This is a genomic window from Streptomyces sp. cf386, from assembly GCF_900103585.1.
Taxonomy (GTDB): domain Bacteria; phylum Actinomycetota; class Actinomycetes; order Streptomycetales; family Streptomycetaceae; genus Streptomyces.
In genome coordinates this window covers 21,830-43,844 of sequence record NZ_FNHV01000029.1, presented here as the reverse complement: position 1 = coordinate 43,844, position 22,015 = coordinate 21,830, and the positions used below count along the sequence as shown (strand labels likewise).

Below are 22,015 nucleotides of genomic sequence, written 5' to 3'. Positions count from 1 at the left end.
GAGAAACGAAACGCCCTGCGGTTCCGACGGTGGAGCTCAAGTATGCGGTGGTTCCTGCCGGGCGGGCAGGACGCTGCGCTTGAGTTCCTCGAAAGCCCACAGGGACTGTTCGTCTTCGATCGGCCCCAGGCGCCGCTCCAGTTCGCCCCGTACGCGGGGAAGATTCACGGCCCAGTACGCCAGCTGACTGCTGATCAGCCGGTCGAGGAAGCGCAGCGGGCGCCGACTGGCCGTACCGCCGTCCTGGATGGCCCTGCGCCCGGCGTAGAGCCGCTCGAAACACCACAGGAGCGTGAAGTACGCGGTCCGCACCTCAGGAAAAACATCGTCGCGAATCGAGCCAGGCGTGTGCACAAGCGCGCCCAGCACATCACGGGCCTTGGCCACCTCGCCGCCTGTCAGGTCGGCATGCAGCAGGCGTGCCAGGTCGAAGTCCCCATGCCGACGCTGCCAGTAGAACACCGATATCGAGGTGCACAGGGACACGATCGAGATTACGAGCGTCACCACTTCAGTCACGTGCATGCCCTTCCCCTGGCCACCGCCGACGATGCCGTCGTCCCCTTCTTCGCGGCCCGGCCATACCGCTGTGACCGAGCACCGTGGTCTGCTAGGCGCGGGCGATGTCGGTGCGGGTGATGAGGGGGGCGTCGGCGAGGCCGGCGGCATCGCCGAAGGGCCCGCTTGCGGCGAGCTGCCCGGTCTCAGCTGGCCAGGGGCAGTTGAGACCGGGCCATGGATGCGCAGTGCGTCCAGCCGGCCAAACCGCAGTGGATGCGACGGGCCGGTCGCCTTACGCCCCTGCTGTTGGCCCTGCATGCCGGGCCGGGTCTCAGGGGCGGCCGAGGGCTCGGCAGGTCCAGCCGGCTTTGCGCCAGGTGTCCGCGTGGAGCGTCCCCCGTCCGTCGATCACGTTCGGGTTTGCTGTGCGGGTGGCGAGCCGTGCAGGGTCGATGCGGCTGAACTGCGGCCATTCGGTCAGTAAGGGATTCGGCATCACCTCGCCTGCCAGGGTGGTGAGTCACACCGTTCGAGTCGCACGGGTACACGTTGAGTAGTGGCTTGTGGGCGGTGGCGTGCTTACGCGCCGGGCTCATACGCCATCGACCTGTCTGTGGCCTCCGGCTCAGGCCCTCCCTGTGATTTCGGCCTTCATGCCTGGTCGCGAGGTAGAGGAGCGTTGTCTGGGTGCTGTCGCCTGGGTGCTGATCAGGACGGGGGCGGGCATCTGGTGTCGGGCCTCGGCGGTGTGGATCCCGTGGGCGAAAGCGGCCCGCCAGATCACGCCTGGGGTGATGATCTTGGAGGTGAGTTGGGTGTACTCGGCGAGGGCCTCTGCGGTGCATCCGGGGCGGGTGCGGCAGTGGGGCCGTGCTGCGGGGTGACGTTCATGCCACCTGTACAGCTGGCAGATGCCCTCCTTCGACGTGTTCCAGCATGCAGCGCGAACGATGTGGACGAGGTCGCCGGGCAGGTCGACGGTCAGCTTCTCGGGCCATGCGCCTTCCGGGGAGCCCGGCCACCGCCCGCCGTAGGCCTGGTGCGGAGGATCGGGCCACTCCCGGTCCCACTCGCGGCCAGCGATCTCCTTGACAAGGCCGCCGGTGACCAGAGCGATGACGGTGTCGGTGAGCTCGCCGGCGCGGCGCAGCTGCTGCATCTCCTGCTTCCAGCGCGACCGGCGGGAGGCTGCCACCTGCCGACTCATGCCCTTGACGGGAGCCGTGGGCAAGGCGCTGGCTCGTGCGGCTTCGGCTCTGAAGAAGGGCACTAGGTGTTCCAGTTGGCTTCTGGTTCCGTAGGGTAGGCGTGCGGTGATCGGAATGGTGCCGATGATCTTCGGGCTCGTGACCATGACGTCTTCACCCGAGATCAGAGACAACGCTGGGCGTCGTACATCGCGCGCAGCCTCTTCACGGCCCGGCGCCGGATCTGCATCACGGCTGTGGACGACGTCCCCAGATGCCGGGCGATCCTGTCGGTCGGTAGGCCCTCGATGTAGGACATCACCAGCACCGTCTGCATCCGCGGGGGAAGACTTCTGATCTTCAGCCAGAGTTCCCTCATTTCCGTGGATGCGGAGACGGATTCCTCTGCGGAGGACTCCAGATCGAGGTACCACTCCAGGTCGTCACTGGTGCTGGCCAGCACTTCGGCTCGCCTCGTGGTGGTGCGGAAGTGGTCTGTGACGGTGTTCTTGGCGACGGCGACCAGGTAGCGGCTCGGCGTCTCGACCGGGCCTTCTTGCTGCACGCGCCGCATGTACTTCTCGGCGATCTGATGGAGCAGGTCCTCGGTCGTGGCCGCGTCGGCACCGCTGTGACGCCTGACGTAACCCCGTAGCTGGTCCTTGTCGCGCAGGAAGTCAGCGGCGGCCTGTTCGAGCAGCGCGTCAGCGGGTGCGCTGCGCTGCTCGGGAGGAAGGTACCGGTGGGCACTACTCGCCTTGTGCTGCGCAGGCAGGGCTGTTGCCCCGCACGCGGTGGCGTGCGGGGCAACAGCGGTGTTCTCACGGGTGCGCACGACTACCAGCCGAACGAGATGCGGCGTCGGCCGTTCCTCCTGCGGTCGAGGACGACGCGCTCAGGCACCATCTGCGAAGCCTTACTGATCACGAAGCGCACCATGTCGTAGACGGCTTCGAGGAGCAGGAGTGCGATGGCGGCCGCGAGAGCGCCCTCGAGGGGCGAATCCCACTGCGCGTCGCCGTGGATGACCCGCAGGACCTCGATCACGATGATCGTGATCTTGATTCCGCGACGACCGTGGCGCTTCCACGGTCGTGAGTGTTCTACGCATGCGGCCTGAGCCGCTGCGTCCGTCTGGGGCTTATCGCCCATGGGCGTTACCTCTTGCCTGCGTCGTGTCTGATGGGTCCGCCGCGTGGTGGGAAGAGCCGTTGCTTGGACCCGGGTTGGGTGAAGTCTGCAAGAGCGCAGCACGGCTGTCACGGAAGGAAGGCAGGCCTCTGACAGGTCAGAGGCAAGCTTGAAACGCGCTGCTGAGCGGGCCACGCTGGCCGAAAGAGGCTGAGCCCGAGAGCGGTTGGCGTGAGCTATCGCACAACTCGCGTCACCCGAACGGGGAGTTTGGGTCCGCCGCCTTCGGCTCTTCCCAAAGCGGCGGCGGCGGACCCGTCAGGTCGACGCAGGCATACGTCTTCCTTCACCCATTCCAACGGCAGATGGCCGATTGACCCATCGCGACTGTGAGGCACGTCACACTCGAAAGAGTGAATCGGGTGAGTGTTCGCTCCTGAGGATGTTGTGCATTCATGCCTAATATTCTTCGAAGTAAAGGAAATTCACGCCTCGTTGGCATTGATTCTCACGAGAAATGCTTGTCAAAGTGGGGCGATTGCGCCGATCGAGTGGACTGCGATGTCGGACAGCTCGGCGTTGTCGAACACCAGCAGCCAGCAGCCAGCAGCCAACTGCTCGTCCGTGCATGCCACTTCCGCGGCAGGCGGGGCCGGAGAGTTCCCACGCACGGCTCGTGGACCTGCTGCCCGACCTCGCTGCGGACGCCCGCCAGGGCACCAACTCCCGCAGCGCGCTGGACCAAGCCCGGCTCTCCTCTGCGTACAGCCTCACCTCCGCTGTGCTAATCAAGGCTGGCTCCTACGGGCGCGCCCGGCTCTCCGCTCGCAGCGGCCGCCGCCGCGCGGGAACTGGCGATTGTGCTGCGCGACCAGGACCAACACGATGCTGCCCAGCGCCTGATGAGCTCCGCAGCCCGCCGACCTGGAGGCGACCGGGCTGTGGAGCGACGCCGCGGAGACCGCGTAAGCGCAGATGCTGTGCACCCTCGCCTACACCGCCGCCCGCGGCGGGCCGCGGGCGCGCGGAGGCTCTGGCAATGACCGAGGAAGCCCGCCGTGTCGCCCGCCGGCTGCCCCGGCCGTTCCGCCGGGGCGTCTGTTCAGCATCAGCCCGGCCGCGTCGACCTGTACACGGTCGGCGTGCACTGGGCGCTCGCCGACGTCGGCACCTCCCTGGACGCCGGGAACCTGCGCCCGGAGCAGTTCCCGACCCCCGAGCGCAAGGCCCGCCTGGGCACGGACATGGCGCGGGCATGGTGGGCGTGGCAAGTGGCCCTCCTGGACGCCTACCGGGCCAGCCCCGGGGAGGCCCGCGACGCGTCCAGGACCGGTTGTCCGGAAAGCAGCGGCGCGTGACGTTGCGTCACCTCCACACTGTTCCCAGCGATCGAATCCTGCCGCCGCCGAGGCACCGTTCCGGGCTCGGCGGCCATGAAAGTCAGGGCGCAACGGTCCCGCATTCAAAGAGACGGCGGCCCGCAGACCACACGGGGGATCACCTTGACGGAGCACGAAGACGCACACCGGCCCCCGACGGGCCAGCCACAGCAGGATTCCCCGGACGGCCCGCCGCCCGGCACTTTCGGGCCGCCGCTCCCAGTCCCTCCGGCCGCCCCACCTCCGTACTCCGCATACGCCTCTCCGCCCGGCTCGTTTGGGCCACCACCACAAGGCCCGCCCCAGCAGGGTGCACCCTTCTCACCGCCGCCCTACCCTCCCCACGGCCCTCTGTACGGCCCTCCTTTTCCGCCGCCGGGCGGGCAGGGACAACGACTGCCGTCCGCCGAGCGGCGCAGGCGCCTCCTGCTGTTCGGCGGCGCCGGTGTCCTGATCGCCGCGCTGCTGGCCGGGCTGCTGGTCTGGAACAACACCTCGGGCTCCAAGGAGCCGGAGGCCAAACGGGACCTGGGACCGTTCCGGCAGGCTGTGACGGTGCTGGCCGATTCTCCTGGCCTGCGATACGAGGACTCCGCCGCCGGCCTGATGAAGCGGGACATCACGGTCACCGCCTCCGGCAGCAGCTTCGGTACCAGCGGCTTGGGCAACGGCGGACTTGACCGCGAGATCCTGCACATCGGTGGCAGGACCTTCACCCGGCAAGGTACGCAGCAAGGTTCCGAAGCCTCTGACACATGGACGGCCGCGGAAGAGAGCGACGTCCGCGATACGAAGGAGATCGTCGAACGCAGGCCGTCCCCGGCCCTGCTGGCGCTCCAGCTCTCCCAGGCCCTGAACGCGCTGGAGAAGACGCCTGCCCCCAGCGAATCTGCGAAGCCACCCACGGTGAACCGCACACCCGCCCTCGCGGTGGACACCTCGATGGGTCGACTGCTCGTCAGTGAGAAGAAGCCCCACCGGGTGCTGCGCCTGGAGCCCTACGGCCTCTCCTGGCCGGCCGGGGCCTCCGGTGGCGAGACTGAGCCGTCCTCGGTCCGGTTCGCTCACGCCATGTCCCAGAGAGCCGCCGAGGACGAGGATCCCTCCGAAACCCCCGAGGTGACGGACGGCCCACTCCAGGGCAGCGATTCCGACGGCCTGGACCTGGCGCCCGTCACCGGGGATGCCGCCGACACCATGTTCGACACCCTGGAGAAGCAGGCAAAAGAGCTGAACAACGCCACCGACAGTGGCATCACCCTGAACCTCAGCGGTTCGGGAACGGTGCACTGTGGTTCGGGCGGGTGCACGGCCAGGAACAGCTTCGCCGGGCAGATCACCACCAGCGCAAAGAGCCGTCTGGTGGACGGCAAGGTCACCGCAGTGATGACCGCCTCCTTCAGCATCGACGGCAGGCCCGCAGGCCAGTGCACCAGCCCGCAAAGCTCCTTCGCGGTCACCAGCACCAGCGTCTCCGGCAACCTGTCCTGTTCCAATCCTGGCGCCGGTCCCACCTTCGCCTCGGTCGAGGCGCAGAAGAAGGCCGAGGCAAGGGCCCGATCCCGGGCCAGCGGCGGCCGCCCGGTTCAGTATCAAGTCCCTTACCGCGCCGACACCCTGATCACAGCCCGCGCCCTGGCGACGATCGAGGTCAAGAGGCTGGTCGACAAGGTGCGGCAGGAACGCGACGGCGCGAACTGCTCCGCCTCCCGCGGCGCCTCGGGGGCGACCCACCACATCCCCGGCATCCTCGAGGAGCCGGTCCGAGGCGGCGTCCACGAAGTCCGGTACACCGCAGCCTTGGCCGACCACAAACGGTCGACCTGGCCTGCGGCGCGGCCCGCCAGTGACGAAGACTGTGTGAACTGGTCGGCCAAGAGCGTGAAGACCTTCGGGCACAGCTTCAAAACCCATGGCGCAGGCGCGAAGAACACGAAGAAGCTGACCGACCGCGCCCGCAACACCGGCAACCAACAGGGCCAATGGCTGGACAACGACGCCGCCGCGCAGTTCCTGCGCAGCACCCACGTACCCGGCTCCGGCCCCCGCAGGGTGCGCATCCCAGAAGGGCTCGGACAGGTGATCATGCCGGACGGAACCATCGTCCCCGCCCGGGCGGCCACCCTCGTCCCTGGCCCGGGCGGGCTCTACCGCACGGCATACCCGGTCGTTGACCTGGCATAGGAAACTTGAGGGCATGAGCTTTTCGGTATCGTTCCGCCCACCCGCACACAGGGGCGCCCCCGCCAGCGTCCCGGTTCCCTCGGAACCGGACGAGGAGTACGAAACCCTGGTCATGGAGGCGTGCGAAGCTCTCGCCGAGGCCGGGGACGGCAGTTTCCACATGAGCGGCTTCGGCACGCCAGAGTGGCCGCTCGACGTGTCGTACGACCTGTCCGCGTTCATGGAGCAGTTCCCGGATCTGCTCGCGGGGCTGAGGGCACATCGGGAGGTGGAGATCGACCTCTACTCCCAGGGCATCGAGAGAACGCTGACCTTCCGCGCGGAAGGCGGGGCCGTGGCCATCCACTGCGCCTCGCGAACACAGTGGGTACCGGACCCGGAGTGGGAGCGACTTCCCCAGGGTGAACTCATGGACATGCTGACCACGCTGGCGGCCGACTTCGCCGACGGCCTGGCGGCAGTCCACTCTGGCCTGGCGGGGGTCGCCCCCTTCAATGAGTGGCGCGAACGGGGGAACTGGCAACCGCGCCGTGCCGATGACACCGGCTGACCCCGCGCTCACGGCGCTGCAGGTACTCTCCGTCGCCAGCTCCGCCTGCGGGGTGGCCGGCTCCGCAGCCCGGCGCAAGACGTCCCCGCACGGGGGAGACGGGATGGGCGAGCGTGCGGCGAGGAGAATCAGAGCCCCTGTAGACGTACAGGCGGAAGAGGCGGACGACTGCATCTCACGATCGTCGGCGAAGGTGTCCGGGAGCCTGTCGAGCAGCTCGCCGTCGTGTCGCGAGCAGCGACAACTCCACCGGCGTCCGGGTCGGGCCGTCCGCACACAGCAGGGCGCAGGGCTCACCGATCTCCCCGCTGCTGGCCAACGTCGCCCTGCATGTCCTCGACAAGGCGTGGCAGGACGAGGGTCGCCGGCTGGGAGTGCTGGTGAGGTACTGCAATGACTTCGTGGTCCTGTCGCCGACCAGACAACGGGCCGAGCAGGCCCGGCAGTTGGCGGCGAGGGTACTGGAACAGCTCGGGATGCGACTGCACCCCGAGAAATCCGGCATCACCTGCCTCACTCGGGGTGAGCAGGGCTTCGATTTCCTCGGCTTCCACCACCGGAAGGTCGAATCGTGGAAATGGCGAGGCAGGTTCTACCTGCGTCGTTGGCCCTCGACCAGAGCGATGCGCGTGCTGCGGGACAAGGTCCGCGCGGCCACCGCCCGCTCGAAGACCGAACGGCCCGTGTCCGCCGCGGTCGCCGATCTCAACCCCGTGCTGCGGGGCTGGGCAGCGTACTTCCGCAACGGGAACTCCGAATCAACGCGGTCGCCGGCTACGTCCACGAACGGCTGGCCATCTTCGCCAGCCGGAAACACAGACTCCGAGGCCGGAACTGGACCACCCGGTTTACCTACGAGTGGACCACCCGGCTCGGGGTCTACCGCCTCACTGGAAACGTACGCTGGGCGACGGCGCATGCCAGTCGGTGAACGATGTCGGAAAGCCGTGTGCGGGAGAACTGCATGCACGGTTTGAAGCGGCGGGGGCTGGAAACGGAGCGGAAGCCACCGCGCCAGTCCCCGACCCTACTAAGGAGCCGATGCGTCGCGGCGCTACACCCACGCGGTGGGACACGACCGCTTACAGCTCGAACTCAAGGTCGAGGAGGTCGGTGAGCTCCACTTCGAGGCCGTGGGCGCGGCGGCCGTTGTCGCGGAAGTACACCTCGCCCAGGGCTTCGGCGGCGATCTCGCGGAGCCGGTCTTCGTCGACACCGGCCTCCTGCGCTTCGAGGAGACGGGCGGCGTGACGGGGCGGCAGGGCGAGGGTGAGGTGCCGCACGCGGGCCTGGTCGGTGGTGCCGGGGGCGGCGGTGTAGCCGAACCGGGCCTGGACATCGATCATGATGCCGCTTGTGGTGGCCGCGGCCTGCTTCGCCCTGGCCCTGATCTGCGGCTGCCAGCGGGCGCGGACCTCGCGTTCGAGGCGGTCGGCGAGCTGCGGCCGGGGGGTTTTGATTTGGTTGTTCACGTACCGCTCGACGGTGCGCTGGCTGACGCCGAGCAGCTCGGCGACAGGCTTCGTCCTGCCGCCGTGCTGCTTGACGAGGTAGCGCATCTGCGCCCCGGCCGACTTGGGGACAGGACGCGTGAACGCCCCCTGCACCGCCTTGTCGAGTTCTTCCGCGACCGTGACCATCGCCGCCTGCTCTCCTACTCTCCGGTGTCCTTGGCGGTGACCTCGCCGGTCTTGATGTAGCGGGCGAGATTGGCGACCTTGCCGTCGGCGCCGAGCCGCTCAAGCACGTCGGCACCCCACAGCACGCTCTGGGTGCCCTCGTGCTTGACCATCCCGGGCGACACCCCCAGCCGGAACGAGCCCGGCACGGTCTTGCCGTCGTCCCCGTAGGGCAGGACATCCAGCGGGCTGGGCCCGTTGGCGGTGTACACGGCGCAGTCCGACAGGACCGCGACCGGATACTGTCCGGTGGCCGCCGCCAGGTTGAGCATCTTGCGGTGCATGTTGGTGCGGGCCCGGGAGATGACGGCTGCCCGGATGTCCGGGCGCCAGTTCGGCCGGGCGAGGGCGGGCCAGGCCTGCCCGGGCTTCCAGCCGCCGCCGCGCGCCTTTTCCTGCAGCTTGCCGATGCCGCCCTTGACGGTCATCTTGACGGCGTCCACGACGATTCCCAGTTCCGGATCACGCTGCTTGTAGCCGTCCATCGCCTTCAGGAACTCCTGCGGGGACAGCTTCTCGCCCACACCGAGGTCCGCCATGGTGTCGACGTAGGCGTTGCGGAGCCGCTTGTACCAGCTGTCCAGGAACCGGCCGCTCTCGCGGCGCACCCATGCCTCGACGGGGGCGACGTCGTAACCGAGCTCGACGGCGTACGCGACCGTGGGGGTGGCGTACCAGGCCAGGCCCTCGGGGCGTTCGCCGGTCGGGGTGAACGGGCTGGGCAGCAGGTGGCCGTCGAGGTCGTGCCACTGCTTGCCGATCTTCACCCGGGACAGGTCGACGTGGGAGAGGTCGACGAGCCAGGAGCCGGGCACCGCTGGGTCGAAGACCGGGTTGGTGGCATGCACGGGTGGCGACGCCAGGCCGATGACCGCGCCGTTGGCGGCCGCGCCGAACGCCAGGTTCACGTCGATGCCGACCAGGTAGCGCTGCATGCATTCGGCATCCGTCATATCCCGTGCCCAGTCGTAGGCCTCCTCGAACAGCCTCTCGCCGGGGCCGCGTACGTGGAAGCGGGGCAGGTGGGCCAGGACCGGGTGCCCGTCGGTCGCCTCGCACGGCGCCGGGTCCATCGGCTCCGTTCCCAGTGACCCGGGCCGGTGCTCGCGGTGCCGTCTGCCGGTGGCGTCCGGCTCGCTCGCGCGGGTCGGTGGGTTGAGCGCAGTCATCAGCTGCAGCCCCGTGACGGCGGTGGAGCCGACCGGTGTCATCACCCGGGCCGCGTACACGCCCAGCACCCGGGCGAGTTCGGCCGGATCCAGCTGGGCTGCGTGGCCCCAGGCGCGGTCGTCGAGGGCGTGCCAGGAAGGGATGCACAGCTGTACGCACTGCCGACGGCTGCCCTGGGCGGGGCGGTAGATCCGTGCCCAGGGCCCCAGTCCTCGCTTGGTGAGCTGCCAGTCGGCGCGCTGGAGCTGCTTGATGACCTTGTGTCCCTCCGGGAGCCGCCCGGGGAGCCGCTCGGCCTCGGACAGTACTCCGGGCAGGCCGTAGCGCTCGCATGCCGTTTTGGTGAGCACTAGCAGCGGGTCGCCGTCCTTGCCCGAGCCGTGCAGCTTCTCGGCCCCCAGCTGTGCCTCGGTGAGTGCCCACTCCACCAGGGCGGGCAGCGACTTGGCGGGTACGTCCAGGATCAGGCCGCCGATGCCGTAACCGGTGACGTTGCGCTCGGCGTTGGCGTCGAGGACGAGCAGCGGACCGTGCGCGTACGACCCGCCGGGCGTGGGCGTGTGGGCGGGGGCGGCCTTCTCCGCGCCCGGACGGCGCGACACGGGTGACGGCCGTACGGCCCGCGCCGGAGGCGATGCGTCGGCCGGTGTGTGAGCAGCGGCGGAGGAAGGGGACGGGGCGGTGCGGGACGCGGTCACGGCCGCAACGCCGAGTGCCTCCCCCGCAGGCCCCGTGGACGGCGTGCCGGTGGACGTCGCCGGCGCCGGGGCGTCCTGCTGCGGCTCGGCGGTGCTTTCGGTGGCGGGGTAGAGCTGCGCGAGCTGCTTCAGCATGCGGGCGTACGCCTCCCGCTCCGGCGGCCGCGGCTCGCTCCGGCCCGCCTCCCAGCCGCTGACCGTGGCCCGCCGCACATCCAGGGCGGCGGCCACCTCGTCCAGGGTGAGGGCATGGGCCTGGCGCAGGCGCTTGCGCTCCGTCGGCGGCGGAAGCGGCGACCGGGACGCAACCAGCGCGTCGACCGCGTCGAACAGCTCGGACATGGAACACCTCCGCCCTCACTCTATCCCATGAACCGTACACATCGCGTATGCATGGCGTACATTAGGCGTACGCACAGCGTACGCGCGTGATAGGGCACTCGATCGGAGGTCGTCGCCCGCTTCGGATCGAGGAATTGAGCCTTTGCCAACCTCAGTTTGCGCAGGTCAGGTGGAGGGTGAGGACGGCTTGGACGTGGCTGGTGATCAGGGTGGTGCTGCAGCGGAGTTTCCTCAGCAGGCGCCAGGTCTTCAAGGCCGCCATGGCCTGCTCGGCGAGGGCCCGGATGCGTGCGTGCGCGGTGTTGACCGCGCGTTGACCTGCCGAGAGCCGGTCCCGCCGGCCGCGGAAGGGGACCCGCACAGTGCCCGCCCGCGCCCTGGTAGCCCCTTGTCCGCCCAGCAGGCCAGGCCCTCCTCGGTGTGAGGCCCACAGCAGCTTCCCGTATGGATCCGCCATGACCTGCACGTTCATGCCGTGCTTCTTGTGTTTGCCGGAGCAGAGGGGCCGGTTGGCGGCCATCCGGTCGATCGGCAGCAGCGTCCCGTCCAGGATCGCGAACGCCTTTGCCGAGGCGGCCGTCACCGCCGTGGCGAGGTTGGACGCCTGCACCGCGAGCAGATCGATGGCTTCCGTGATGTAGCGGTACGCCGTGCTCACGCCCACCTCGAACCCGGCTGCGAGCTGCGTGTAGGTGTGCCCAAGGCGTAGGTGCGCCAGCATCAGCAGCGCCTGGCGGCCGGCGGACAGACGGGCCGACGGCGGTAGCGCCACCAGTGATCTTCGAAACGAGCCCGATCTCCGACGTGCCAGGGATATGCCATCGACTCACTCGCACGGGCCGAAAGTCGCACAGGGGGCCCGGTCCTGCCCCGGTCTGCGACAGGCCCTCAAACAGCCGTCTGCCAGGAGTCAGGTCCGGGCCTCCCGTTCCGCCCGCCACCGGGCTATGACTCACTCGGCCGGGTGATGGCGCTGGGTCAGCAGAACCGCGGCAGCTTTTGCAGGCGTGGGGCGGTGTATGGATCCGATCAACGAGATACACGTGAGTGAGCCCGGTCTGATCGTCGTCGATGTCGCGGCTGCAGACGACGCGACTGCCAAGGCCTTCCAGCGGGTGCTCGCCGAACGATGGGCAACCGCAACAGCAGAAAAGACGACCCAGGATGTAGGGCAGCCCGGAGTCCGGCTGCGCTGTTATGTAGATCTACGCCAAGCGATCGACTCGTAGCCGCTCCAGCCCGATCAGCGCAGGGTTGGCCTCCCGGGATGCGTGGACAAGGAGCAAGGCCCGTGGCCTCAAGCCTGATGATGAGCTGCGGATGGCGGGGGTACCCCTGCTGCCTGTTGGCGCATCAGGTCTTGCCGGCAGGCTCTCGTGTAAAACCTGCTATTTCAACGACCGGTTGTTTTTGCCGAGCTGCAGGCGTGATCAAGGCCGAAATCCGAACACGCACTCGAAGCTTTCCGTGTGGAATGCGTGTTCGATTTCTTCTGGTGTGAGTAGCCGCTTCTCTGCAGAAACTATGACTTGATTCGACTGGTGTCGGCGTGACGGCTGATGCTGTTTCCCGAAGCCTGTGATTCCGGCTCTCTGACTATCGATCGTCCGTCTGGAATGCATGTAGTGGCAGGTCAAGGGTAGTCCCGGCCACTCGTTCAGCCAGGTGGGCAAACGAGTCGGAGGCGTCAGTCTCAGGCTTGCATCAGATACTCGACCGCACTGCCAGGGGCGTGGATTCGAGTCATTGGACAGTAGTCGAAATCCAAGAATTCCTGAGATCGCCGCAGGTGTTGTCAGTGGCGGCGTCTAGCTTTCAAAGCGGGTCCAGGAAGCGAAGAAACGTAGAGGCGTCGGTCTGCAGGGGGGAGATGGTCTTGCGTTCGCGGATGTGGTGGCAGGAGGTCGTGCCGGGGGACTGGCACGTGTTCGGGATGCCCGAGGGACTGGTGAAGGAGCGCTACCTGGCGCTGCTTGCTGCTCTGGAGGAATTGTCCACACGGGGGCCGATGGCGACGCTGTCGGACATCACCGCGCAGCTGAAGGCGGTTGGCTACCACGACCCGCTGCCGGAAGCTGAACTACGCACATTGCTGGACCGGCTGCAGGAGTGGCAGTTCGCCGAGCCGTTTCACGACTACGCGGCTCCGCTGCGCAGCCTGCAAGGCCTGGCGGCGCGCGAGGAGGCGTGGGCACTCACCCAGCGCGGACGCGGCGTTGTGGCCGCCGTGCGCACCGCCGTCGTCGACGTCGTGCGCGCCCTGCAACTGCCCAGCCGGTTACTGGATGGAGTGCACGACACCCTGCGGGAGATCCTCGGACACCTGAAGGAAGACCACGGCCGGCTTCCGGGCGACCTGGAGAACGTGCGCACCCGCATCGACGAACTGCAGCGGGTCACGGCGGACTTCTACGCGGCACTGGCAAAGATGGTGCAGTCCGATGTTACGGACAACGACGTGTTCGGCGAGAACCGCGACCGGGTGGTGGAGGCCCTGCGCCAGTTCCCCCGCGAATACGGGCGCGGGCTGCCACGCGTCGAAAGGGCACTCGCCGAGCTGCGCGCGGCCGGATTCGCCCGCACGGTGGAAGCAGCCGTCGAGCATGCGGGCCTCCTGGACGCCGCCGACCAGCAGCACTGGATCGACGAGCGCATCCGCCGCCTGAAGGACCTGGAGGCATGGTTCGAACCGGACGGCACCGTGCACCGGCTGATCGACTCGGCCAGCGGCGCCGTGCACACACTCCTCGTCGCCATCGACCGCCGCTACATGGCCCGCCGGCGCGGCAGCGACCTGGGCGTCGACTTCAGGGCCCTTGCCTACAGCTTGTACCGTCAGCCGGACGACTCTGAAGCCCGCCGCGTCTACGCGGCTGCCTTCGGGGACTGGTCCGCCTGGCACGCGGTCATCGGTGCCGGCGAGGAGGACGTCGCTCATGGCACTCCCGCCCAGTCCGGCACTGGCCGTCACCAGGTCGAGGTGACGCTGCGGGAACACGAGCGGCACGGGCGGACCACCGGACGGCCCCGCAAGGTTCCCGACACGACCGCCGACCGGGCCGCGGCCCACGCCAAGGCACAGGCACTTGGACAGCGCCGCCGCTATCTGGCCGAGCTGCTGACCACCGACGGGGAGGTCGGTCTCGACTACCTTGGCCAACTGCCGTTTGAGGCGGCGCTGATCCTGCTCAACGCCGTCGAAATCGCGCTCAGCCAGTACGACCAGCGGGACGGGATGGGCCGGGCCGCCGTCGACCAGGCCGGCCTGGAAGTCACCGTCAGCCCCGGCCGGCCCCACGTCACCGTCACTGTCGAACTGGCCGAAGGACACCTGTCCGGGCCCGACCTGCGGCTGTCGGTCACCCCTCAGGGCCACTCATCCTCTGTGCACCGCCCAGCCGAGTCCGGGGCGGCCGGGCAGAAGTGGAGCGTGGCATGAGCGACACTCTGCTGCTCGACGCCGACCTGCGCGCGAGCGCCCGCCTGCTTGCTCGGGTTGGCCGGCTCACCATCGAAGATGAGCCTGAGCACTACCGGGTGGCTCTGCAGGGCCACCCGGCGCTGGCCGAGTTCTTCCGCACGGAACTGGGTTGGACCTTGGAGGTCCATGAGGTCGCCGGTCTGATCCGGCTGCACAAACGCCGCCAGGACGTGCCGGCCGACCGAGGCCCGAGGCTGGTACGGGAGAAGCAGCCGCTGGCCGGCACCTTGGTGATGATCCTCATCTGCCTGGCCTGCGAACAGCTGTGGCGCCGCCCGCGCATGAGTGTGCGCGAGCTCATGCAGGCCATCGCGCAGGTCTGCGCGGCCGACACCACCGACGGGCGACTGCCTTACTTCCCGGTCGTTGTCGGCGATGACGTCAGCAAGCAGCAGGCGCGTCACAACCGCCAGAGCCTGGGCGAGGCATTGAAGATCCTCGTCGCCGAAGGCACTGTCACCGTCGACGCTGACCTTGACCGTGTCCTGGCCGAGGAGGACGGCGACCTCGTCGTCACGGCCTCCCGAGACCGCCTCGCCACCAAATTCTCCTCACTGTCACCCACCCTGCTGCAACTCGACGGCCTGGCACCCCACCAGCATGCCGCGGCCCTGTCCGCCGAATCGCTCCTGGACCACACCGCCCACACGGCAGGGGATGCCCCCACGCTGGAGCAACGGCGCCTGAACGCCATCCGCCGCTTGGTCGATGACCCTGCCACGGACCCTCGCGACGACGACACCGACACCACCCCGTACCTGCACACGCTGACCGGACGCGAACGCGCCCTCAACGCCGTCGCCGCCCTCGGGCTCACCGCAACCGTGCGCCGCGACTGGTGGCAGGTCACCGACCCCAGCGGTCAGTCCAGCGGCATCGACTTTCCCAACGGCCGCCGCATGGAACGCCAGGCAGCCCTGGCCCTTCTGGCCACCCTTCCCGGCCGCGACGATCCCACCGCACCGCTGACCCTGACCGACATCACGGAACTGTTCACGCAGGTACGAGCCCGCCAGCCTCGCTGGGCCGCCTCCTACGAACGCCTGCCCGCCCTGGCCCACGCCGCGGCCGCCGAACTGACCAGCGCCGGCCTGCTTGCCTCCGGACCCGACCACCCCGATACCTGGCTGCCCACGCCCGGGGTGCACCTGTGGCGAGTCCGCGTCCGCCAGCCCGCCCCGCCACCCTCCCCGGCCGGCACCGCGCCCACCGACCCCGCGATACCTCTGTTCACGCCCGCCACAGCGGACGCCACCTCCACACCCGATGCTGCTCACCAGGCTCAGCAAGGAGTCGACGGATGACCACCGAGCACCCCGCCCTGCACCTGAGCCTGACGAACGCCGACGCTCCGGTCGTCGGTACCCCCACCGCCGAAGGTCGCTGGCAGCCCACGCGCGCCGGCATCGTCAACTCCTGGGCGTGGGCTAGCGAACAGCTGTACTTCTCCGACGGCTGGCTCGCCCTGGTCGGACCCAACGGATCCGGCAAGTCCCTGACTGCCTCCATGCTGGTCACCGTCCTGCTCGACGCCGACACCTCCCAGACCGCCCTGTCGGTGTCCGGTAAGGCTGCGGGCACCCTCACCAGCCGCCACACCGACTTCAACGACCGGGAAGACCGCACCGGCATCTGGTGGCTCGAGTACGGCCTGCACGATCAGGCCGATGGCACCACCCAGTACATGACCACCGGCCTATGGCTGCGGGCCACCGCAGGCGACATGCACCGCGCCTTCTTCCTTGCCCCCGGCCGGGTAGGCACCGACCTGATACTGGAACAGGACCGTGAGCCCGTCGGCCTGGACGCGCTCGCCGGTCAACTGGCCGCCTGCCAGGGCGAGATGTTCACCAACTCCAAAGCCCTACGAGGCTCACTGACCAAGCTCACTCCTCAAGACGAGCGCTCCTACCGCCACAACGTGCGCACCCGGCTGTTCGCCCCGCTCAACGAGGTCCAGTTCGAGGCCCTTCTCGCTGTGCTGCGTTCCCTGCGCAGTGTGCGTACAGCTGAAGCCATTTCACCCACCCGGATGCGGCAGGTCCTCACCGATGCCCTGCCCGCCCTCGACACCGACAACCTCACCCAGGTCGCCGAGGCGATGGAGCGCATTTCCGAACTCGAAGACAAACTGGAGCGCACCCGCCAGGAAGCCAAGCTCCTGGATGGCACCGACCGCAGCTACCGCCGCTACCTGCGCACTGTGGCCCAGGTAGAAGCCGCCGCCCTGACGGCAGCCAACACCGAGTTCGACGACCATGCCCGCGACCTCAAGAAGGCCACCGACCAGCTGGATGCCGCCCAGCAGGCATCGAAGGAGGCGGCCCAGGAGTTTGACCACGTACAGAGCGACATCTCCCGCACCCGGGGGCACCTGTCCGCGGACGAGGCGCTGCTGAGCGAACATGCCGGCGCCGAACTGCCGCACCACGAGGAACGTGCTCGCGACCTCGCCGCCCAGGCCGAAGCCGCCGCCGAGCGTGCGCAGACAGCCAGTACCGACGCCGACGAGGCTGACCGCAAGGCCGCAAGCAGCCGAACCGATGCCCAGGCCGCTCAGACCCAGCTCACCCGGATCTCCGGTGACCTGCGCACCACTGCTTCCGCTCTGGGGGCCCAGGCCGCCTGCGAACACCTCATGACAGCATCGGCAGCTCTGGCCGCGGCACGCACGGGCGCCGACGCCGTGCTGGACACAGCATGGCTGTGCAGTCACCCGCTGGCCTGGGCGGAAGACCACCAGCGCCAGATCCAGGCCGTCGACAGGGCTCTGCGCAGTTACGAGCACCTTCAGGGCAACCAGCGCACCGCCGCGGACGAACAGCATGCCGCTGAGGATGCGGAACATACTCGCCGGGAGGCGGCCGGCCAGGCCACCCGTGACCGCCGACGCGCTGAGGAGGAGCTTTGTGCCCGCCTCCAGGAGTGGCAGGAAGCCGCGCCGCTGCTCGGTCCGCTGCCGCCGCAGCTGACCGAACCGGGCGACATGGAAGAGCGCACCGACACCAGCCAGCTCACCGCCTGGCTTGCGTCCGCAGCCGCTGCGGCCCGCGCCCGCATCGATCTCCCCGGGCACCAACAGAAGGCAGCTGCCGACGGCGCTCTTGCCCAAGCCGCAGCCCGCATCGCAGACCAGGCCCGCATCGACCATGCCGCCGCTCGGGAAGCCGCCGACGAAGCCGGTGCTGCACACGAAGCCGCCCTGGAACAGGCCCACGCAGAGGCCGAAGCCGACGAGAACCGCCGCGCCCAGGCCCACCGAGCCAACCAGCAGACCCGCCGGGACGCCCAGACTGCGCTCGACGCTGCCGAACAGGCCCACGCCGGAGCCGATGCGGCCGCCCTTCAGTCGGTCCGCGACTGGCTGGGCCAGGTACACGCCTGGCGCGACGGCCTCACCCACCTATCCGCCGACGATCTCCCCCTGCCCCATCCCACGGCACTGGCAGCCGACCTGCACGCCCTGCGGCCCGCCGACCTCACCCTGCTGGCGGTGCGTGCACACGCCCAGGCCACACCGCGGCTCCAACACCAGGCCGAACAAGCGGCCCGGCAGGCCCAGGCCGTCACCGAAACCGTCAGCGCCCTCACCGAACAGCTGCACCAGGCCCAGCAGTCCGCACCGATCCCGTCGCCTCCGGCCTGGCGCACCCGCACGGACAGCGACAGCGTCCCGTTGTGGGCACTCGTCGACTTCGCTCCCGGCCTGGGTGCCGCAGACGCCGACCGCCTGGAGGGGGCCCTCCTCGTGGCCGGCCTCCTGGACGCCCTCGTCACCCCTGACGGCCGGGTATGCGACGGCGATCTCACCCTTACTCCCACGATGCCCGCTGCCCAGGGGCGCACGCTGGCCGACCTGCTGGTCGTCGAAGACACCCCGGCCATCGACACCGCACGGGTCCGCGAGATCCTTTCAGCCATCCCGCTCGACGCCCCCGGCAGCAACCCGGCAACCGGCCGGCTGGCCCACGGCGTCCTTACCGCCAGCGCTCCCGCCGGATACCGGGCCGCCTTCATCGGCCGCACCACACGGGAGAGGGCACGCCAACAGCGCGTCAGGCGCCTCGAAGACGACCTGGCCGTTGCCCACAGCACCCTCACGCAGGCGGAAGGACGCCTATCGCGTCGCCGCCAGGACATCACCGAGGCCGCCGCCGAACGCGACAGCCTCCCGCCCGCCGCCTGCGTCGACGACGCGCGGCGCCAGGCCGCCGACCGGCGCGCGGCCGCCGACGCCCTCAAACACAGCACCGCCACGGCGCTGGCCGACGCCGACCGGGCTCTGGAGCGCATCCTGGCCGAACTCGCGGCAGCCGCGGCCACCCGCACCGCGACCGTCTCCACCGCTGCCCTCACCCACGAACACGCCCGCGCCAGCGAGACTCGCGCCGCCGGAGCGGCCCAAGCCGCCACAGAGACCGCGGCCGAGCAGGCGGCCGCCGCCCAAGCCAGCGAAGACGCCCGCGCCCGCGCCGCTGCTGCCCAGCAAGCCGCCGACACCGAACACGAAGCCTTCCCCTACCAGGCGATCGAAGCCGCCGAGACAGCCCACACGGCCGAAGACGCAGCCGAGCAGCACCTGAACCGAGCACGCGCCGAAGCCCTCAAGACCACCAGCCGCCACGAAGACGCCTCCAAAGCCGTCAGCGAGGCACTGCGCGCGCTCAACCGCGCAGCAGCCCTGCCCGCAGGCGACATGCTCCGCACCGAACCGGACTACCTCGACGCCCGCCGCGAAACCGCCGTCCAACTCGTCGGCCACATCCAAGCCTGGGCCCCGGCCGCCCAGCGCGTCACCGACCTCCTCGCACGGGCAGACAGTGACCACCAGGAAGGCACCGAGCGCCGCACACGCCACACCCGGGCCGAGCAGGAAGCCGCCCGGTCCCAGCGACGTGCCGAGGAGGAAGCCGCGACGGTCGCCGAAATGCGCGCCCTGCACGGCGCCGAATACCGAGAGCTCCTGACCCGCCGGGACGCCACGGACGAAAGGCTGAAGCAGGCCGAGGCCCGCGCCGAACAATGCCGCAGCCGCCAGCAGGAAGCCGACAAGCAAGCCAGCGCCGCCCAGGCCACGCTGATGTGGATCGCCCCGCAGCGGGAGACCGCCGAGAAGAACCGCGACATCTGCATGGCCCGGCTCGGCCGCCTGGTCGATGAGCGCCTCGCCGACGTCCCCGACGACCTGCCCACCACCGCCGGCCGCCCCGCCAACCTCACCGCAGGCCTGGCCTGGGCCAGGCGCCTGCTCACCGACGCCCCCGGCGGCACCGACCGGCGCACCGCCCTGGAACGGCAGCGCGACCGCGACCTGGCCCTGCTGGAAACCGCGGCCCGCAAGGCCAGCACCGGCCTGGCCGGCTTCGACCGGCAGGTCACACTGGAGAGCATCGAAGACACCCCCTGGCGGCGTGCGCTCGTCGCCGATCCCGCCGTGGTGCGAGGCCAAGACGTCCCCACCACCGTCCAGGACCTCAAAGCCACCGCCGCTCAGCTCGAGGACGACCTGCGCGTCGACATCAAGCAGGTCCTCAAGACAAGCCTGTTCACCCGCCTCCAGCGCGACATCCAGCTACGCCGGCAAGCAGCAGTCGAGCTGGTCGCACGGATCCACGACACCCTCAAGGACGTCCGAACGGGCGTGGCCCACGTCGGCGTCCAGGTCGAATGGGACGTCCGTGACAACCCCGAGGCGCAGCGCATGGTGGAACTCATCGGCAAGCCGCCCTCTGACGACACCTTCGAGCAGATGTATGACGCGCTGCGCCAGCGCATGGACGAAAAGGCCGGCGAACCCTGGGCAGAACGCGTCGCCCACACCTTCGACTACCGCAGCTGGTACGACTGGACCATCTCCGTTACCCACGCCTCCTTCGAGGCCGCGGGCAAGGAGAAGTTCCGCGAAATCACCGCCCGTTCCAACCCGCTGGAAGCTCTTTCCACCGGCGAGAGGCGCCTGGCCACCATGCTGCCCTTGCTGGCGGCCGCCTGGTCGATGTACTCCGCCCGCGACTACGCCGGCCCGCGACTGCTGTCCATCGACGAGATCGACGCAGCCTTCGACGAACGCAACCTACGCAAGATCCTGGCCCTGCTGCGCTCCTGGGACTTCGACGTCCTCGCCACCGCCCCGTCCATGACCCCCCTGATCAAACGAGAGACCCAGCGCGCCATGGTCCACGAAGTCGTCACCGCCGGCCGACGCCGGATCACCGTCCCCTGGTTGTGGCACGGCCACGGCGAACCCCAGCCCCTCACCCTCGAAGTGCCCGCCCCGCAGCCCCAGGACACCCCATGACCGCCGACCACACCATCCTCGCCGCCGACCCGGAACTCACCCCGCTGTGGCAGGCCATCCACGACCGCCTCAGCGCCGGCAGCGCCCCCGCCGACATCGCCACCGTCACCGTGCCCGGCCTCACGCCCGGCGCGGTGGCCGCCCTGAAGTCATGGCTCGACACATCCGCCCAGCGCCGACGCGGCCGCACCCGCGTCCCTCACACCGACCGCGGCGTCACAGTGCCGCTGCACCCCCTCCTGGACGCCCTCGGCCTCACCACAGACACCCTGCAGGCTTTGGTCGAGGACGCCGTGGGCCGCGCAGTCGTCAACCGCAGGCACGGCCGCCTCGCCGCTGCCGAACTGCGCCAGGAACTGGTCCGCCACGCCGAGAAGCAGCTGCCGCACCTGCCCGGACTACGGGCCAGGCTCACCTCAGGAACCGACGAAGAAACCGCTCCCGGGATGCGTCGCCTCATCGACGCCTTGGCCTCCATCACCCGCCACCTCCCGCACACACCACCCCGCACCCTTGCCAAACTCGCCCACGACCACGCAGGCGACCCGCACTACTTCGATCCCGCCACCGGACCCGGACAACGCCTCATCACCGCCCTCGCCGAGCTCGCCGACCGTCCGGAACCCACCCGCCCCGACCACATACGCGCCCTGCTCGCCGAGCACGGCATCATCGCCGACCGGCTCTCCGCCACCGTCCTGCTTCACCAGGTCCGCGCCCTCGGCCACGGCCCCATCGACCGCCGCCTCAATGAGGCCATCACCCCCGTCGCCCTCAACCTCCTCGACCTCACCCGCACCCCACCGCGGCTGGCACCGCACCCGCTGACCGTCGTCGAGAACCCCTCCGTCCTCGAGGCCGCGATGGAAAGCGCCAGCACCCAGCCCATGGCCTGCACCAGCGGCCAGCTCCGTGCCGTCGACCATGTCCTACTCCAACTCGCAGTCGACCAGGGCGTTCCCCTGTACTACGCAGGAGACCTGGATGCTGCGGGTCTGCACATCGCCGCCACCGTGCAGCAGACCTACGGTGCACAACTCGTCGCCATGGACGCTGCCCTCGTGCGCGCGGCAGGTGACCTGCCGTCCGCCGCCCCCCTCGGCCCCCTGCCGAACAGCTGCGATCCCGCGCTGGCCGCACAACTGCAGGCGACTGGGCGCGTCCTCTACCAGGAACACGACGCCGTACTCACGCGCCTCCTTGACCCGGCTTCCTCAGAACCGGGAGCCTTGCACCCCGCCCCACGGCAAGCGGGGGAGTGATTCCGGTGCGCAGATGACCGAGAGTGCCGGCCCTTGTGGCACGCGGTGCTGCCGGGAGATCCGCGGGTTCACGGCAACCGAGGCGGACGCGTATATTTGGCACAAGGTTCATCTATTTTCAGTCAATCTGATGACTCGTCGCATATCTGCCCG

General features: G+C 69.3%; 16 protein-coding genes and 1 pseudogene. 9 read left to right on the top strand and 8 right to left on the bottom strand.

Features of this window, described 5'->3' with window-relative positions:
* Positions 1 to 36: 36 nt before the first annotated feature.
* From BLU79_RS42790 to BLU79_RS42775, 5 genes are all read right to left on the bottom strand, one after another.
* On the bottom strand, positions 37 to 525 hold the full coding sequence (locus BLU79_RS42790) for a hypothetical protein (protein WP_093911455.1): 489 nt from the start codon (positions 523 to 525) through the stop codon (positions 37 to 39).
* 307 nt (positions 526 to 832) lie between these two features.
* Complete coding sequence (locus BLU79_RS47680) at positions 833 to 997, bottom strand: hypothetical protein (protein ID WP_177001407.1); 165 nt, start codon at positions 995 to 997, stop codon at positions 833 to 835.
* A 129-nt stretch (positions 998 to 1,126) separates the two neighbouring features.
* Positions 1,127 to 1,882 carry a hypothetical protein gene (locus BLU79_RS42785; RefSeq protein ID WP_143052572.1) on the bottom strand — a complete coding sequence of 252 codons (756 nt, stop codon included), beginning with the start codon at positions 1,880 to 1,882 and terminating at the stop codon, positions 1,127 to 1,129.
* Positions 1,873 to 2,523, bottom strand: a complete 651-nt coding sequence (locus tag BLU79_RS42780; protein ID WP_177001406.1) for an RNA polymerase sigma factor — start codon at positions 2,521 to 2,523, stop codon at positions 1,873 to 1,875. The genes BLU79_RS42785 and BLU79_RS42780 overlap by 10 nt, the downstream gene beginning before the upstream one ends.
* A gap of 2 nt (positions 2,524 to 2,525) precedes the next feature.
* Entirely contained in the window at positions 2,526 to 2,735 is a 210-nt protein-coding gene (locus BLU79_RS42775; RefSeq protein WP_093911452.1) for a hypothetical protein, read from the bottom strand.
* 1,142 nt (positions 2,736 to 3,877) lie between these two features.
* On the opposite strand from BLU79_RS42775, the gene BLU79_RS50185 reads away from it, so the two are divergent.
* The 4 genes from BLU79_RS50185 (at position 3,878) to BLU79_RS50180 (ending at position 7,909) form a co-directional block, all read left to right on the top strand.
* The gene (locus tag BLU79_RS50185) at positions 3,878 to 4,177 is read left to right on the top strand and encodes a hypothetical protein (protein ID WP_177001405.1); all 300 of its coding nucleotides are present in this window, start codon (positions 3,878 to 3,880) and stop codon (positions 4,175 to 4,177) included.
* 144 nt (positions 4,178 to 4,321) lie between these two features.
* Entirely contained in the window at positions 4,322 to 6,382 is a 2,061-nt protein-coding gene (locus BLU79_RS42765) for a hypothetical protein (RefSeq protein WP_143052571.1), read from the top strand.
* Between the two features lie 13 nt (positions 6,383 to 6,395).
* Complete coding sequence (locus BLU79_RS42760; RefSeq protein WP_093911450.1) at positions 6,396 to 6,932, top strand: hypothetical protein; 537 nt, start codon at positions 6,396 to 6,398, stop codon at positions 6,930 to 6,932.
* A gap of 299 nt (positions 6,933 to 7,231) precedes the next feature.
* Entirely contained in the window at positions 7,232 to 7,909 is a 678-nt protein-coding gene (locus BLU79_RS50180; RefSeq protein ID WP_371132058.1) for a group II intron maturase-specific domain-containing protein, read from the top strand.
* Positions 7,910 to 8,014: 105 nt separating this feature from the next.
* On the opposite strand, the gene BLU79_RS42745 is transcribed toward BLU79_RS50180, so the two are convergent.
* From BLU79_RS42745 to BLU79_RS42735, 3 genes and pseudogenes are all read right to left on the bottom strand, one after another.
* The gene (locus tag BLU79_RS42745; protein WP_093911449.1) at positions 8,015 to 8,572 is read right to left on the bottom strand and encodes a telomere-protecting terminal protein Tpg; all 558 of its coding nucleotides are present in this window, start codon (positions 8,570 to 8,572) and stop codon (positions 8,015 to 8,017) included.
* A gap of 14 nt (positions 8,573 to 8,586) precedes the next feature.
* Complete coding sequence (locus BLU79_RS42740) at positions 8,587 to 10,821, bottom strand: telomere-associated protein Tap (protein WP_093911448.1); 2,235 nt, start codon at positions 10,819 to 10,821, stop codon at positions 8,587 to 8,589.
* A gap of 151 nt (positions 10,822 to 10,972) precedes the next feature.
* A pseudogene (locus BLU79_RS42735) lies at positions 10,973 to 11,572 on the bottom strand (transposase family protein); the annotation flags it as partial.
* Positions 11,573 to 11,840: 268 nt separating this feature from the next.
* On the opposite strand from BLU79_RS42735, the gene BLU79_RS42730 reads away from it, so the two are divergent.
* From BLU79_RS42730 to BLU79_RS42710, 5 genes are all read left to right on the top strand, one after another.
* Positions 11,841 to 12,050, top strand: coding sequence for a DUF6207 family protein (locus BLU79_RS42730; protein WP_093911447.1), 210 nt, complete (start codon positions 11,841 to 11,843; stop codon positions 12,048 to 12,050).
* 647 nt (positions 12,051 to 12,697) lie between these two features.
* On the top strand, positions 12,698 to 14,260 hold the full coding sequence (locus BLU79_RS42725; protein WP_218137838.1) for a DUF2397 family protein: 1,563 nt from the start codon (positions 12,698 to 12,700) through the stop codon (positions 14,258 to 14,260).
* Positions 14,257 to 15,606: a DUF2398 family protein gene (locus BLU79_RS42720; RefSeq protein WP_218137837.1), complete on the top strand. Its 1,350-nt coding sequence runs from the start codon at positions 14,257 to 14,259 to the stop codon at positions 15,604 to 15,606. The genes BLU79_RS42725 and BLU79_RS42720 overlap by 4 nt, the downstream gene beginning before the upstream one ends.
* Positions 15,603 to 20,600: an SbcC/MukB-like Walker B domain-containing protein gene (locus tag BLU79_RS48700; protein ID WP_093911494.1), complete on the top strand. Its 4,998-nt coding sequence runs from the start codon at positions 15,603 to 15,605 to the stop codon at positions 20,598 to 20,600. Before BLU79_RS42720 ends, BLU79_RS48700 begins: the two co-directional genes overlap by 4 nt.
* Positions 20,597 to 21,862, top strand: a complete 1,266-nt coding sequence (locus BLU79_RS42710) for a DUF2399 domain-containing protein (RefSeq protein WP_218137836.1) — start codon at positions 20,597 to 20,599, stop codon at positions 21,860 to 21,862. Before BLU79_RS48700 ends, BLU79_RS42710 begins: the two co-directional genes overlap by 4 nt.
* Positions 21,863 to 22,015: the final 153 nt, after the last annotated feature.